9 protein-coding genes are annotated in these 15,298 nt (G+C 66.9%); 1 reads left to right on the top strand and 8 read right to left on the bottom strand.

Features of this window, described 5'->3' with window-relative positions:
- Nucleotides 1-211: 211 nt before the first annotated feature.
- Nucleotides 212-6,058, bottom strand: a complete 5,847-nt coding sequence (locus tag ACLJEU_RS00725) for a hypothetical protein (protein ID WP_414662592.1) — start codon at nt 6,056-6,058, stop codon at nt 212-214.
- Nucleotides 6,059-6,380: 322 nt separating this feature from the next.
- On the opposite strand from ACLJEU_RS00725, the gene ACLJEU_RS00720 reads away from it, so the two are divergent.
- On the top strand, nt 6,381-6,869 hold the full coding sequence (locus ACLJEU_RS00720; RefSeq protein ID WP_414662591.1) for a peroxiredoxin: 489 nt from the start codon (nt 6,381-6,383) through the stop codon (nt 6,867-6,869).
- A gap of 163 nt (nt 6,870-7,032) precedes the next feature.
- Here ACLJEU_RS00720 and ACLJEU_RS00715 read toward each other — a convergent pair whose 3' ends face one another.
- The 7 genes from ACLJEU_RS00715 to ACLJEU_RS00685 form a co-directional block, all read right to left on the bottom strand.
- Complete coding sequence (locus ACLJEU_RS00715; protein WP_414662590.1) at nt 7,033-7,989, bottom strand: hypothetical protein; 957 nt, start codon at nt 7,987-7,989, stop codon at nt 7,033-7,035.
- Between the two features lie 284 nt (nt 7,990-8,273).
- The gene (locus tag ACLJEU_RS00710; RefSeq protein ID WP_414662589.1) at nt 8,274-9,047 is read right to left on the bottom strand and encodes an SDR family oxidoreductase; all 774 of its coding nucleotides are present in this window, start codon (nt 9,045-9,047) and stop codon (nt 8,274-8,276) included.
- Between the two features lie 145 nt (nt 9,048-9,192).
- Nucleotides 9,193-10,047 (bottom strand): 5-deoxy-glucuronate isomerase, encoded by an 855-nt coding sequence (locus ACLJEU_RS00705; protein ID WP_414662588.1) that lies wholly within the window; start codon nt 10,045-10,047, stop codon nt 9,193-9,195.
- Between the two features lie 28 nt (nt 10,048-10,075).
- Nucleotides 10,076-10,942 carry a PIG-L deacetylase family protein gene (locus ACLJEU_RS00700; protein ID WP_414662587.1) on the bottom strand — a complete coding sequence of 289 codons (867 nt, stop codon included), beginning with the start codon at nt 10,940-10,942 and terminating at the stop codon, nt 10,076-10,078.
- Nucleotides 10,943-11,103: 161 nt separating this feature from the next.
- The gene (locus ACLJEU_RS00695; RefSeq protein ID WP_414662586.1) at nt 11,104-11,985 is read right to left on the bottom strand and encodes a nucleotidyltransferase family protein; all 882 of its coding nucleotides are present in this window, start codon (nt 11,983-11,985) and stop codon (nt 11,104-11,106) included.
- 93 nt (nt 11,986-12,078) lie between these two features.
- On the bottom strand, nt 12,079-13,422 hold the full coding sequence (locus ACLJEU_RS00690; RefSeq protein WP_414662585.1) for a TPR end-of-group domain-containing protein: 1,344 nt from the start codon (nt 13,420-13,422) through the stop codon (nt 12,079-12,081).
- Between the two features lie 172 nt (nt 13,423-13,594).
- Nucleotides 13,595-15,160, bottom strand: coding sequence for a formimidoylglutamate deiminase (locus ACLJEU_RS00685; RefSeq protein ID WP_414662584.1), 1,566 nt, complete (start codon nt 15,158-15,160; stop codon nt 13,595-13,597).
- Nucleotides 15,161-15,298 lie beyond the last annotated feature (138 nt).

The following is a 15,298-nucleotide window of genomic DNA, read 5'->3' as shown; positions in this document are numbered from 1 at the left end:
AATCGCCCGTTCCTTTTGACGTTCGCCGTGGCTGCGAGCGCCAGCGAGTGCTGGTTCGGCCACTCGCTGGCACTCGTAGCCACGATCAATTACGAGGACCAAAAGGAAACGGCGATCGGTAGAAGCGACACCCCACGCGGGAGCGCCGGCCTCCGGCCGGCTTTTCACTCGTTGCAGGCCGGAGGCCCGCGCTCCCGGGTAGACAGCGACCTCAGCGGATCGAATAGATTTCTAGCAGGGCCGCGCCCGTCGTCGGCGCGCTGACTTGAATCGTGTACGTGCCCGCCGGGAGATTCGCGATCACCGCGGCGTCCTTGCTGCCCGCCAGGAGCGCAAACGCACCCGCACCGGCCGTGGCCGTCGACACCTGGTTCACACTCGAGACCCAGTTGTCGTTGGAGCCGAGTTCGCGGCCTTCGGCATCGAAGAGCATGATCGACGGATCCGTGACGACACCGAGCGTGCCGAACTGCGTGAGACCGGGACCGACGCCGCGCAGCAGCACGCGTTGCGACGCATCGCCGGCGAGCACGAAGCCGCTGATGAGCGCGTTCGCACCCGTGCCAGCCGCGCCGCGGCTTGAGACGTTGACGAGTTGCGAGCCCGTGCCGGTGCCGGCATCGTAGATTTCCGCGAGCGCCACGCCGCCGTTGCCGCGCGGATCGACGACCTGAATCGTATACGTGCCGGGTGCAAGGTTGAGCAACGCGGCACTGTCCGCGCTGCCACTGCGCAGCGGAAATGCACCGGTCGACGCGGCCGCCTGCACCAAGGTGGAGGCATTGGCCCAGCCTTCGTTGGCCGCGATCAGCGCACCGGTCGCATCATAAACCTGGAGACGCGTCGCCGGCAGCGCGTCGGTCACGCCGAAGCCCGTCAGCGCCGGACCCACCGCGCGCACGAGCACGCTGCGCGACTCGGTGCCCGAGATCGCAAAGCCGAGGATCAGCGGCGACGTCGAGGAAACGCGACCGCGGGTCGAAAGGTTGGCGAGACGCGAGGCCGTGCCTTCCACTGGCGTGGACGTCGGCGTGGCGAAGATTTCCACCGAGCCCTCGCCGGCCACGATGCTGATCCGGGAACGCGGCGCGATGCCGGTCACGGGATCCAGCACGAGCGCCGGCGCCGCCGCCTGCGCGGGCGTCTGGGCAATCACGCTGGCCGCACCGACCACGGGATTGGCGAACGTGAATTCGCGGACGGATTCAAAGATACCCGACGATGTGCCGGCCGACGACGGCGACAGACCACGCGCACGAATGTAGAAGACACCCGTCGCCGGCAGATTCACGCCGGCGAGCTGCCAGTCGGCGCCACTGTTGGCCACGCGCCGGCCATCGCCGAGCCGCGTCCACGTCTGGCGATCCGACGACTGCTCGAAAATCACGCTGTTGATCTCACCGGTCGTACCGGCGCGACTCCAGATGACGGCGGTGCGATTGGCCGCGACGCCGAGGATCTGCGTGGCTGTAGCCGTGGCGGCCAGACGCGCGATGCCGACGCGGGACAGGCCGCCGATGTTGGTGAAACCACCACCGACCACTACGCGACCGTCCGACTGCAGCGCGACGGCCGTCACGGCGCCGTTCGGGGCCGGATTGAAACTGGCGTCGAGCGTGCCGTCGGCATTGAGCCGGGCGAGATTCGCGATCGCGCTGCTGCCGATGGCATTCACCACGGTGCTGAACTGACCGGAAACGATGATCTTCGCGTCCGCCTGCAGGGCAAACGACGCGCGGGTCGTGACGCCGTTCAAGGTGACCGCATTGAAGGAGGCGTCATTGGAACCGTCCCCATTGAGCCGGCTCAGACGGTAGACCGCGTTGCCCGGAATCTGCGTGCGCGTCATCACGAGCACGCGATCGTCGCGCTGCACGGCGAGGCCGGTGACGTTTTCCGTCGCGCCGGCGGCCGAGGCCGGACCGGTGAACGTGGCGTCGACCGAGCCGTTGACATTGAGGCGAACGACCGTCCTCGGCGGGGTGCCGGAACCGGTGGAAAGACCGACGAGAATCTTGCCGTCGCCCTGCAGCGCCAGCGCATTGACCGCGGCGCCGACGTCCGGCGTGAAGGTCGCATCGAGCGAACCGTCGGTGTTGTAGCGCGCGAGCCGATTGCGGGTCGCACCGGAGATGTTCGTGAACGCACCGCCGACCACCACGCGGCCATCGGCCTGCACGAGCATCGCGTTCACCGCGCCATCAGGCCGCGGCTGGAACGTCGTGCTGACGGAGCCGTCGTCATTGAGGCTCGCAAGATTGCGGGCGGGAATGCCGCCGACCGTCGCAAAGGTGCCGCCGATGAAGATCGAGCCGTTGAGCTGCAGGTCGGAGAAATTACCGCCGACCAGCACGGTGCCATCGGGCCGGGGAACCAGGCTCGTGATGCTGCCGCCGAGCGCGGGATTGAAGTTCAAGTCGAGCGAGCCGTCGGTGTTGATGCGCGCGAGACGGGGCCGCGTGACCACGACGCCCGTGGCGCCGGGTTGCAGGGTCGTGAACGTGCCGCCGGCGAGCACGGCGCCGTCGGCCTGCAGCGCGAGCGTGTTGACCACGCCGTTCGGGTTCGGGTTGTACGACGCGTCGACCGCGCCGTCGCTGTTCACCCGTGCGAGATTGTTGCGGGTGAAGACCGTGCCGGTGGCGTTCGGCTGCACCGTGGAGAACGAACCGCCGAGGACGAACTGCCCGTTGGCGAGCGGCACGATCGCGTTCACCGCGCCATTGGTGTTCGGATTGAAATTCTGGTCGAGCGAGCCGTCGGTGTTGAACCGCGCGACGCCATTGCGCGTCACGACGTCGACCGCGCCATTCGGCGCCACGCTCGTGAACGAGCCGCCGGCGACAATCTTCCCGTCACCCTGCAGCGTGATGATATTCACGTTGAAGTTCGGCGACGGATTGTACGTGGAATCCTGCGTGCCGTCGGTGTTCAGCCGCGCGATGTAATTCGCGGTGACGGCGGTCGTGGTGCCGTTCGGCGTGAGCGTCGTGAACGTGCCGGCGATGACGATCTTTCCGTCGGACTGAATCACGACAGAGTTTACCTTGGCGCTGGCGTTGGGATCGAAGCCGGTGTCGAGCGAACCGTCCGCATTCAGCCGGGCGATGCGATTGCGGGCGACGCCGTAGACGAGCGAGAACGAGCCAGCGAGGACGACCTTGCCGTCGCTCTGGATCGCAATCGAGGAAACCGCCCCGTTCGGCGCGGGATTGAAGGCGGTGTCAATGACGCCGGTCGCGCTCAGGCGGATGAGATTGCCGCCGGTGGTGTTGCTGAGATTGGCAAACGCGCCGCCGAGAATGACGGCGCCGTTGGGTTGCACGGCGATCGCGTTGACCTCGCCGCTGAGCCGCGTGGAGGTGCTGAACGCGGTGCGGAGCGTGCCGTTGGCGTTGAGCCAAGCAAAGCCGGGCGTCTGCGTCGGAACCGGCGCGCCGTTCGGGCGTACGATCACGGCGTTGACGGTGCCGTCGGTGGCGAGCGTGCTGCTGAACGAGGTATCAGCGGTGCCTTCGGGCCGGAAGCGCGCGATGTTCGTCGACTTGGCGCCGCCAAGATCCGCGAAATTGCCGACGGCGATGACGCGGCCGTCGGGCTGCACGGCGAAGGCGTTGACCACGGAGCCGGTGGAGCCGCCCGTGTCGGGCGTGAAGGTCGTGTCGACGGTGCCGTTCGCGGCGAGGCGGGCGAAATTGCGGCGCGCGATGCGGGTCGCGTTGCCGATGGGCTGGAGCGAGGTGAAGCTGCCGCCGATCAAGAGGCGGCCGTCGGCCTGGAGACGCAGCGAGTCGACGCGGTTGCCGGGGAGCTCGCTGATATCGAGGTTGTAGGTTGCGTCGACGGTGCCGTCGGTGTTCAGCCGCGCGGCATACTTGCGGAGCGTGAAGTTGGTCGCGCCGTTCGGCGTGAGCGTGGTGAACGAACCGCCGATGATCAGCTTGCCATCGGACTGGAGCGCGGAGGCGAGCACGTTGCCGTTGGCGTTCGGATCGTAGGTGGTGTCGAGCGTGCCGTCGGCGTTGATGCGGGCGATCCGATTGCGGCTCGTCGACGTCGTGGCGCTCGCGGCCTGGAAAAGCGTGAAGACGCCGCCGACCACGACCTTGCCGTCGGCTTGGATCGCGATGGTGCTGACCTGGGCGTTGGGATTCGGGACGAACGTCGTGTCCAGCGTGCCGTCGCCGTTCAGCCGCGCGAGGAAGTTGCGGCTCGTGATTGTCGCGGACGTGTTGGCCACGACACCGGGCGTCAGCGTGCTGAACAAGCCGCCGATGACGATCTTGCCGTCGGACTGCACCGCAATGGCGGAGACCGAGGAATTCGGGCTGGGATCGAAGGTGGTATCGAGCGAGCCGTTGGCATTGAGCCGGAGGAGATTCGCGCGATTCGTCGCCGTGGTGGTGCCGGCGGGTGTGACGCTGGTGAACGAGCCACCGACAATGATGCGGCCGTCCGATTGGAGGGCGACCGAGCCGACCTGGCCGTCGAAGTGTGGGTTGAACTCAGAGTCGATGGTGCCGGAGGGATTCAAACGGGCGAGACGGTTGCGGGTTTCGCCGCCAATCGTGGTGAACGCACCGCCCACGATGACCTTGCCGTCGGGCTGGAGGACGAGCGCGTAGACGCGGCCGTTGAAATCGGGATTGTAGCTGCTGTCGACGGTGCCGTCGGCGTTGAGGCGCGCGACGTAGTTGTGCGTCGCCCCGCTGACGCTCGTGAAGGTGCCGGCGATCACGACGCGGCCATCGGTCTGCGTCACGGCGGCGAGGACGCGACCGCCTGCATCGAGTTCAAAGCTGGTATCGATCGAGCCGTCGCCGTTGAGGCGGGCGAGATGATTGCGGGCGAGCGGCGTGGTGGCGCCGGGCGCCAGTGCGCGGGTGAAATGGCCGCCAACAAGGATCTTGCCGTCCGCCTGGGTCGCAAACGCGTCGACCGGCGCGTTGACTTGGGGAGCGAAGGCGTTGTCGAGCGAGCCGTCGCGGTTGAAACGCGCGATAAAGGAACGGTTGCTTTGAATGGTGCCGAGGCCCCACACCGAGTTGAAATCGCCACCGACGAGGATCGCGCCGTCGGGCTGCACCGCGACCGCGGCGACGTTGCCGTCCACGCGCGGGTAAAACTCGGAGTCGAGCGTGCCGTCGACATTCAGCCGCGCGAGGTGCACGCGATTCGCCGGACTGGTGTCACCGACCGGCTGCAGCGTGGTGAAGAAACCACCGAGCAGGATCTTGCCGTCGCGCTGGACGGCGAGGGCCGTCACGCCGTTGTCGGCGTTGGGGTTGAACTCGGAATCGACGGTGCCGCTGGCGTTCAGGCGGGCGATGCGATTGCGGAAAGTCGGCGCGGAGTCACCGGCCGGCTGGAACGACGTGAACCCGCCGCCGACGACGATTTTGTTGTCCACGTGAAACGCGAGCGTGAGCACCATCGCGTTGGGGTTCGGATTGAAGCTGGCATCGAGCGAGCCGTCGGCGTTGAAACGCGCGAGGTTGTTACGCGTGACCGCGGCGGCCGCACCGGTGGGCTGCACGCGGGTGAAATAACCACCGACGACCACCCGGCCGTCGGGTTGGAGGAGCAGGGACGTGACCTGCGGGAGCAAATCGCCGCTCACATTGGGGTTGTAGGTGGCGTCGAGCGAGCCGTCGGCATTGAGCCGGGCCACGCGGCCGCGATTGGCGGCGGTGCCGGTGGCATTGGGCTGGAGCGTCGTGAAATCGCCGCCGACGACGATGCGGTTGTCGGCCTGCAGCACGACCGCGCGCACGGGTCCGTTGGGGTTCGGATTGAACGCGGCGTCGAGGCTGCCATCGGGCAGCAGCCGGGCGAGATTGCTGCGCGGCACGCCGCGGACCGTGGAGAACTGGCCGGCCACGAGGACCTTGCCATCAGGCTGAAGCACGAGCGACAGGACCACGCCATCCACATCGGGATCGAATCCATCGATGGACGAAGGCGACTGGGCAAAAAGGGCGGCAGCCGAGGCGATCAGGCTCGCGCAGAAGCACAAACCGTGGCGCGCGAACAACCGGGGAAGCGAGGCGAGGAGCATGGAAAATCGGGACCGAGTGAACGGGTGGGCGGAAGGGAGCAAAGACAAGAGGATCGAGGTTGGGCACCGCCGGGACGCAAGGCAAGCGGTGGGTTCACCGTCCGGGAAGGACGGCGCCCGATGCGCGGGAGTTAAGGCAAGCCACGGGACATAGGCCTCGTTGAGAGTCGGGCCGCGCGAAGCCGGTTCCGAAAAAGTCGTCCGGATGACAGAATCGGCTCCGCGCGCGGGCCGGCCCCGGATTTCGCACCCAACCGCTTGCAAGCCGGTCGCTCCGCGCTACGGTCTGCGCGCCATGACACTTCCCCGCACCCTCGCTCTCATGTCCCTGTTTACCCTTCTCTTCGGCGTCGCACGCGCTGAGCCGCTCAAGCTGGGCGAAAAAGCGCCGCAAGTCAGCGCGCTCACCGATGCCGGCACGACGCTGAACCTCGGCGACGTCTACAAGAAGAACGACTACACGCTCGTGTGGTTCTACCCGAAGGCGCTCACCGGCGGTTGCACCAAGCAGGGCTGCTCGCTCCGCGATGCCAGTTCCGAGCTCAAGAAACACGGCGTGGCCGTGATCGGCGTCAGCACGGACCCGGTCGAGAAGCAGAAGGAGTTCAAGGAAAAGAACAATTTCGACTACCCGCTGCTGGCTGACACCGACAAGAAGGTCGTGAAGGCCTTCGGTCAGTCCGGCGCGATGATGGCGAGCCGTGAAGCCTATCTCATCGATCGCTCCGGCAAGGTCGTTTATCACGACAAGGGCCAGACCGAGAAACAGGCCGAGATGGTCCTCGCCTTCCTGAAGTCGAAGAAGAGCTGAACGATCACGTCAGGTTAACCTTTCACCGCCGTCCGTGCACTCGATGCCGGACGGCGGTTTTGTTTTTGGACAGAATGGACAGAATTGGACAAAATAGAGCAGCTCTCGGAGAGCTTGGGCCCATTCTGTTAGATTCTGTCCATTCTGTCTAAAAACTCGCCCGCTAAAGATCCTCGTCCCGCGCTCCCGGCAAGGCCGTGGCATGCGGGTCGCGACGCACGCGCTCCAGCCAGTCGCGCATGCTCGGGTCGCTTTGGCCGAGCCGGTCGGGCCAGGGTGCGGCCACCAAATCAATGACGCGCAGCCGGCCGTCGATCCCCCGCACGAAGTTCCGCGCGTGCAGATCCGCGACGAGCCATGGCTCCGGCTCACCGGCCGGCCCGCGGCGCAGAAAAAACAGCCGCGGATGATCGCGATTCGCCCGCAGGAAACGCGAGGGGATCTCAATCAGCCCTGCCGGCAGCGAACGGGACATGTCCTCGCCATGCGGCAACGGATCGCCGAGCGCCTGTTTCGCCACGAGGATGCCCTCGGTCGTGATCGCGACGACCTCGGTGGCCATCCCGCCGAGCGCCTGGATCAGGAGTAGTTTCTCCAGCAATCCGCGATAGCCGCCGAACTCCGCCTCGGCGTGCAGCGCGGAATCCCCGCCGCTGCGAAACCCGAAGACGCTGCCCACGAGCTTCTCGTCGCGGGGCAGGAAAAACTTGTACACGGAGCCGTCTGCGACCGCGGTGAACGCCGACGCCTCCACGCCGCTGTGCAGATAACGCAGCCGCGGATTCGGCTCCTCCAGCGGATGCTCCACCTCGGCGCTGAAGCCAAAGTCCTCCAGCCGGCACAGCGGCAGGCAGGCGCGAAACGCCCGAATGGCGTCACCGAGCTCCGCCCACTCCGGCCCCGAACTCTCCAGCAGCGCTACTTCGTCTTCGGCGAGGAGGACGAGGTCCCGGTCCGGGTCCGAATCCGCTCGGAGATCGCATTTTTCTGCTGCCGTGCCGAGGTGAGCGAGCGCTTCCAGTCTTCGCTCGTGATCGTCTTGAAGTCGGACGCAGTCTTCCGCGCCGGGGAGGGCGCGGCCTTTGATGCAGGTGGATTTTCCGGTGAAGGCATCTTGCATGAGTCCGCCATGAACCGACGGTCGGTTGCGTTATTGGGAAAAGCAAAGCCGATTTGAAACCGGGGCCAAGGCCTTTGCACAGAAGGAAACGGAGAGAGCGGAGAACTCGCGCGTCTCCCAACCCACCCATCATGGATCCCGTGTCGACACGCGCCCGTTCGCCCCCGAAAACGCCGGTCGCCAAAGCTGTCAGCGTTTCCCAAGCCTCCGTTTCCTCCGTTACCTTCTGTGCAAGGTTTGGGACAAGCGGAATCGGACCCTCCCTCGGCCCGCGTGCTTCTCAATCACAACGCCGCCAGCAGCCCGCCGTCGATCGTGAGAATCTGGCCGTTGACGAAATCGCTGGCGCGCGACGCCAGGAACACGGCCGCGCCCGCGAGCTCGTGCGGCTGACCCCAGCGCCCGGCCGGCGTGCGCCCGCAAATCCACTTGTTGAATTCGACATTCTCGACGAGCGCCTTGTTGAGCTCCGTCACGAAATACCCCGGCGCGATCGCGTTGGTCTGCACGCCGTGCCGCGCCCACTCCACCGCCATCGCGCGCGTGAGCATCTTGAGCCCGCCCTTCGCCGCCGCGTAATTGCCGATCGTGGGCCGCGACACCTCGCTCATGACCGAACAGATGTTGATGATCTTGCCCGCGCCGCGCGCGATCATCCGCGGCGCCACCGCCCGTGCGACGAGAAACGCGCTCGTGAGATTCGTGTCGAGCACCGCGCGCCATTGCTCCTCCGTCATCTCCGCGAGCGGCGCGCGGCGCTGAATGCCGGCATTGTTGATCAGGATGTCGATCGGCGCGAACTCCGTCTCGATCCGCGCCACCTCCGCCGCGCCCGCCGCGCCGTCCGTCACATCAAACGCCGCCGTCGTCACCCGCGCGCCCTCACCACGCAATGTTGCCGCCGCCGCAGCGAGCTTGGTCGCATCGCGACCGTTGAGCACCACCGCCGCCCCCGCCTGCGCGAGGCCGCGCGCGAGTGCGAGCCCGAGGCCCTGGCTGGAGCCGGTGACGAGAGCGGTGCGACCAGTGAGGTCGAAAAGGGGGTTCGGGCCGGACATGGCCCAGACCTAAACGCCCACCGCCAAAAACCAAACGCGAAATCGCCCGCACCTCTGCGTCCGTGGCTACGAGCGCCCGCGAGTGGCCAGATTCGCTCGGCTCCTCGTGACTCCGCGCTCTCGCGCTCGCCGCCCCGCCACGCCCTTACTTGAACTTGTCCCGCATCGCCTGAATCCCGGGAATTTTTTCCATCAGCGGCCGGTGCTGCGGTTCGAAACTCTGCACGAGCGACCGCTGGTGCCGGCCGACGAGGATCGTGAAAATATAGCCGTCGTAACCCGGCCCGCGCACCGTCGGGTGATAACCGCGATCAATGAGAAACGTGTCGCCGTGACGCGTCATCACGACCTTCGGCTCCGGCGCCACCACCCCGACCTGCTCTTCATAACAGAACTGCGCCCCGAACCCGTGCTCGGGCCGGTAACGGTAATGATAGATCTCCTCGAAGTCGGTTTCATCGGGCGGACGCTCCGTATCGTGCTTGTGCGGCGGATACCCGGACCAGCAGCCGCCATCGCCCAACAATTCGCTCACGAGCAGATTGCCCGCCCGGCCCGCCGCATTCTGGCCGAGGATGTGAAAGATCCGCCGGCGCGAGTGCGTGTCGGCCGATCCGACCTCGACCATCTCGACTTCCTCAGGCGTGATCCGGAACGGCGCGAACGGCTGGGAGCAGACGCCACCGGCCACCGCGACCTCGGTGTCGTCGCGCAGCGCCCGAACGGTCACGCGCGGACACGTTCCGCAGTAAACCGAATCGGCCGGCCCCTCCCAGATGTTGGCGCGGCGGCCGACGTTCTTGAATTCCTGGGCGCAGGCGGCGATGTCGGCGCGCCCCGACAGCACGACGCACAGGAGTTCACAGCTCGGCACGTCCAGCGTCTTCGTCTCGCCAGCCTCGAGGCGCAGCAGCGTAAAATAACTCAGCGTCAGGTCGCCACGGCCCGGTTCAACCAGCGGCGCATTGCGGTGATCATGAGCACGGATGAGCTTCGACATGGCGGACGCACCGACACCGTTCCCGCGCTCAGGCTCCCATCTGCCTGAGCCGCGTCGCGACATCGGTCCGCAAACGGTCGACATGGTTCAGCGCAAAGTCGAGCGGCGAGAGCGATTCGTCCTGCACCAGCGGCGTGAGGTCCATCGCCCATGAAATCGATGTCGCCTGATCCGTCGCGTGCGAGGAATGAAACGTCGCGTTCGCCGCCCGGCGGCCCATCGCCGCGAGGTCGTAACGCTTGCCACCCGCGATCTGCGACTCGAAGACCGCGACCAGTTGCTCCGCGAGCTGCGGATACGGACTCGCGTCCATCGCGACCTTGTCGGCATCCGCCAGCCAGTCGAGGTCACGCCAGCCCTCGACGCCCAGCACGCGCCGCGGCCGGCGTTCGCGCGGGAGCGATCGGATCGCCTCGAGGCAGCGCAGCAGACACGCGACATGGGTGTCGTGCTTGTCGATCGGCTGATGCAGATAAACTTCCTGCAACGCGCTCGTGCACCCGCCGAAAATCGTGCGCAGGTCGGATGCCACGCCAGCGTGGTTGCGATCCTTCACGTCGCGACTGCTGTGCCCAAGCTGAAGCTGCAGATTGTATTTTCCCAGGTCGGCCGCGCGCCGCTGTTCATCGCGCCGGATCAGCTGCATCTGGGCGTCGGTCGTCGCGGCAAATTTTCCCGTGCGCGCCGAACCGGCGCCATTCGTCATCACGACCCCCGTGAAGAAACGATCCGCACGACCGTAGCACGCGGCGACCGCCGGGTACGCGTTGATCTCAATGTCGTCCTGATGCGCGATGACACACAGATGGGTCGTGCGCGCCAGCGCGGCCTCGGGCGTCATGCCCACCGAGCCCGTGGGCAGATGAATATCAGCGTCGGAGCGGGAGAAGTTCATGATGAGATCAACGGTGCGGGAATGGGATCGCGGACAGTCCGCGCCCGACTGAAGTGGGAGGTTTCAATCCTTTTTGCCCACGGAACACACGGAATACACGGAAGCGTCCGGAGCGAATCGGGCATTTCCGTGTATTCCGTGTGTTCCGTGGGCACAAATTTTCACGCCCAGAGCTTCGCCGGATAGAGTCCCGCCTGCACGAGTCCGACGATCGCCGCTTCAACGCGCGGCTTGTCCTCGCGATACGTGACACCGAACCACGTGCTTTCGGTCGGCAACACCCGCACCGTAGCTTCGCCGCGCGCGATGAGGGTCGAAACCGCCGCCGGCAGATAGAACTCAGCCTTCAACTCGCTGCCGCGCTCGGCGAGGAAGGCGCGGAACTGCGCGTCGAGTCCCGCGAAGAACGCCGGCGTGAAGCCCCAGCAGTTCATCGAGACGATTTCTTCGCCAGTGTATTTCTTACCCGCCCCGACATCCGCCGCCGCGATGCCCGTCTGCTCGACAATCGAACTCAACGCGCCCGTGCGATCCGAGCTGCACACGCCGCGCGCGACGGTGCCGTGCTCGGACAGCGTGTTCGCCAGCCGGAAACCGACCATCGCGTATCCGGTGTCGGTCGTCGTCTTTCCTCGCAGAAAGTCCGCAAGCTGCCGGAACGAATCGGCGCCATAAAAATCGTCCGCGTTGATCACCGCGAAGCCGCCGCGGATCGCCGCGCGCGCGCACCAGACCGCATGCCCCGTGCCCCACGGCTTCTCGCGTCCGGCGGGCGGCACGCTCCCGGCCGGCAGCGCATCGAGCGATTGAAACACGTAGTCGACCGCCGCGCGGCCCGCGTAACGCGCGCCGATCTTCTCTCGGAACAGCGCCTCGAAATCGCGACGGATCACGAACACGATCCGATCGAAGCCCGCGCGCAACGCATCGTACACCGCGTAATCCAGCACGGTTTCGCCGCCGGGACCGACCGGATCGATCTGCTTCAAACCGCCGTAGCGGGAACCCATGCCGGCAGCGAGGACGACGAGAGAAAGTGACATCGCCGCCGAGGAGAAACGAACGCGGCCCGGGCGGTCAACGCATTCGCATGCGAGGTCCCGCCCCGGCGCAACCCGCCCCCACCTGAGCCCGTTTCATTTCATCCCGCCAACCAACGCCTGAAACGCCGGATCGCTCCGCAGTTTGTCGAACGCCTTCTCGTCCTTCACCCGCGCGGCATCCCTGAAACCGACCGCCACCGCCTGCTGCAGCGCCGTCATGGCTGCCTTGCGATCGCCGAGCTGCGCCCGCACGCGCGCCAGATCGAAGTGACCCTGCGGCCGCTCAGGACGCACGAGCACCACCATCTCGAGCACGGCGGCCGCAGCGTCATAATCGTTGGCGCGCAGCGCCTCGCGCGCCATCTCGCCACAGGTCGAACCGACGCCCTGCAACACCCGCACCGCCATCGCGCGCTCGGGTCCGGTGCCTTTCGCCTTCATCTGCAGATCGGTCACGCGCTTGCGGACGGAACCAACGTAGCCCTCGTTCACCGCCGTCAGGAGATCCTCGATCGTCGACTGCTCGGTCCGTTCCAATGAACGCTCGGCCTTGAGCGCGTCCTTGAATTCCCGTGACGCCCCCAGCGTCGCGACTTCGCTCTCCAGCGCCGCCGTGTCGGCCAGGCCCTTGAAATCGGCCGCGAGCGAACGCAACGCGCGGTGCCGCTCAATCACCGGTTCCGCCGGCACGGCGGTGCGGCGCGCACCAAACTGTTCCGCCGTCCACGTCGGATCCTTCGGTCGCGTCCCGGACCGCATCGCCTGCAACTCGAACCAGGCGAGCGCTTCCAGCGCGAGCGGTGCCGGCAGCCATTCGTGGCCACCGTCAAAGATCACCACGCGATGCACCGCGCGTCGCTCCTCCAGTTCGCGATCGACGCGCGCGAGTTCGCGATAATTGAAATCGGTCACGCCCGCCGTGCCAAAAAACAGGAACGGCACCTTGCGTGGCGTCTCGCTGCCGGCAAACGCCGCGCTGCATGAAATCACACCCTGCAGCATGCCGCTCATCCCGAGCTGACACGCCACGCGCGCGCCGCCGGAAAGGCCAGCCGCGTACACGCGTTTCGAGTCAATCGGCAGATGCGCCGTCAGGTCCTTCACCATCGCCTGAATCGCGGCGGCGTTGGCCTCCCACGGGCCGTTCCGCGAATTGTTCGAGCCCGCCACGAGCCAGCCGAACTTCTCTGCCGCCGCCTGGAAGCGCTCGACCGGCGCCTTTCCGCGCGCTCCCGGATCAAAGCACAGCAGCAACGGCATCGGGCGCGCGGGATCAAAGGTCGTCGGAATGTAGAGCGCGTAGGTCTGGTTCGGATCGGCAACACACGCGACCTTCTCGAGCACGCGCCCCTTCGGCACGTCCGCCGCGGCGAACGACCTCACGCCGGCGAGGCCGAGGGCAACGAGCACGACGAGGAAGAGCCGGGGTGCGTTCATCGGGACCCGAGCGTGGTCGGTATCCGCGAACTGGTCACGAACCAAAGGCGCGCGCGGCGCGTGGCCACGCGCTACTCGACCAGCGGCACCCCGGGAGCGCAGGCGTCCCGCCTGCCTTCGAAGCGCTTAGGATGCAGGCCGGAGGCCTGCGCTCCCGGGGCTTTCCCAATCTTCAAACGGCCCACAACCGCCGCTGCGCGTCGACGAAACGTCCGACGATCGGGCCGTGCGCCACGTGACGGCCGTTCGTAATGCGCTGCCGCGCGCCCACCCACACGTCACGAATCGCGCGGCGCTCGAGCGCAAACACCATGTTGGCCAGCAGCGATCCGGCATCGGCTCCGGCAATCGAAGGATCGAAGAGGTTCACCGTGAAAAAATCCGCCGGCCGGCCGACTTCCAGCGCGCCGCTGGTGGCGCCGAGACTGCGCGCGCCCGTCACCGTCGCGGCATGAAACAACGACGTCGCCGGATCAGCCGAGATCGCGCTGGGTTTGTGGCGCGCCACGCGCAGGTGATACTCGAGCAGACGCGCCTCCTTCAGGAGATCGATCTGCACCTGACGATCCGTGCCGAGCGCGACGCCAGCGCCCGCGGCCAGCAGTTTTTCCACCGGGGCCACGCCGAGTCCGAGCGTCTGCGCAGAGAGCGGGCATGCGCACACCGTCGCGCGCGCGGTGCCGAGCAGCTTCACCTCCTCATCGGTGAGATGCACGGCGTCGACGGCCGTGAAGCGCTTGTCGACCACCCCATGTTCGGCCAGCAAGGCGACCGGCGTCCGGCCGAATTCGGCCACGCACGCGGCGTTTTCCGCCTCGGTGGTCGAGACGTGCGCCTGGAAGCGCAGGCGCTGCGTGCGGGCGTATCCTGCGATCAGCTTGACCTGATCGAGTGGGACGTGGGCCAGCGAGTGGATGCCGATGCCGAGCGCCACTTCGTCGGCGGGAAACTCCTTCTCGAGCGCGAGGCGGAGCACGTCCGTCTCGCGCACGAACGTTTCCGCGGCGGCGGTGCGAAAGCGTGACGGCGCCGCGGCCGCGTCACCGCGAAAGTCCCCGCGGGCATACGCGATCCGCAGCAGCACGATCCGGATGCCCACGTCGTGAGCGGCACGCACGATTTCGCGGCTGAGGTGATTCACGTCGGGCCACGGCGTGCCGTCGGTTTGCTGGTGCAGGTAATGGAACTCGCCCACACAGGTGATGCCCGCGAGGAGCATTTCCATGAAAGCCATGCGCGCCGTGTCGAACACCTCCTCGGCGGACAGGCGCGCGAGCGCCCGCTCCGGCGCCTCGCGCCCGGGCTGCTCCGTGCGTCCGCGAAAGATGCGTTGAAACGCATGCGAGTGCGCGTTCACCAAACCCGGCAGCGCGGCCTGGCCCTCGAGCCGCCGCGCCGACGCCAGATCGGCCGGCTCGCGCGAGAAGCGCGTAATGCGCCCCTGCGTGTCGGCGAAGAACGCGAGGCCCGTTTCAAATTTCTCGCCGGTATAAACGCAGTCCGGCAGCCAGCCGCTTTCACGCGCGCCGTGCGGGACGCCGGACTTGACGACGAGCGGCGCGGGAACCGGTGCCGCCACGCTCGCCTGCGGTGGGCGCGAGCCCTGGGCCGGGCGCTGGCCGGCAGAGCTGCGGCCGCCGCCACCGGAAGGAAGGTCGCGCGGATCGCGGGGCTGACGCGGCCCGCGATCGTCGCGGCGCGGGCGCGAGTCGCGCGAGGGGTTTTGGTTTTGGTCCATCGTTCGTCGTCGGTTGAGCACCAGCCTGCGGCCAGCGCCCAGAGATGCGACGCCCGATGGGACGGAGACAAGCCGCAATGCGGGCGAACAAAGTCTGTTAGCCCGACCGCATCGGTTTGAATGGGACCGCGACCGCCC

It is taken from the genome of Terrisphaera buseokensis (assembly GCF_047521145.2).
In the GTDB taxonomy this organism is placed as follows: Bacteria; Verrucomicrobiota; Verrucomicrobiia; order Opitutales; family Opitutaceae; genus ER46.
Note: the sequence above shows the minus strand (reverse complement) of the source record. Positions and strands in the feature narration are given on the sequence as shown.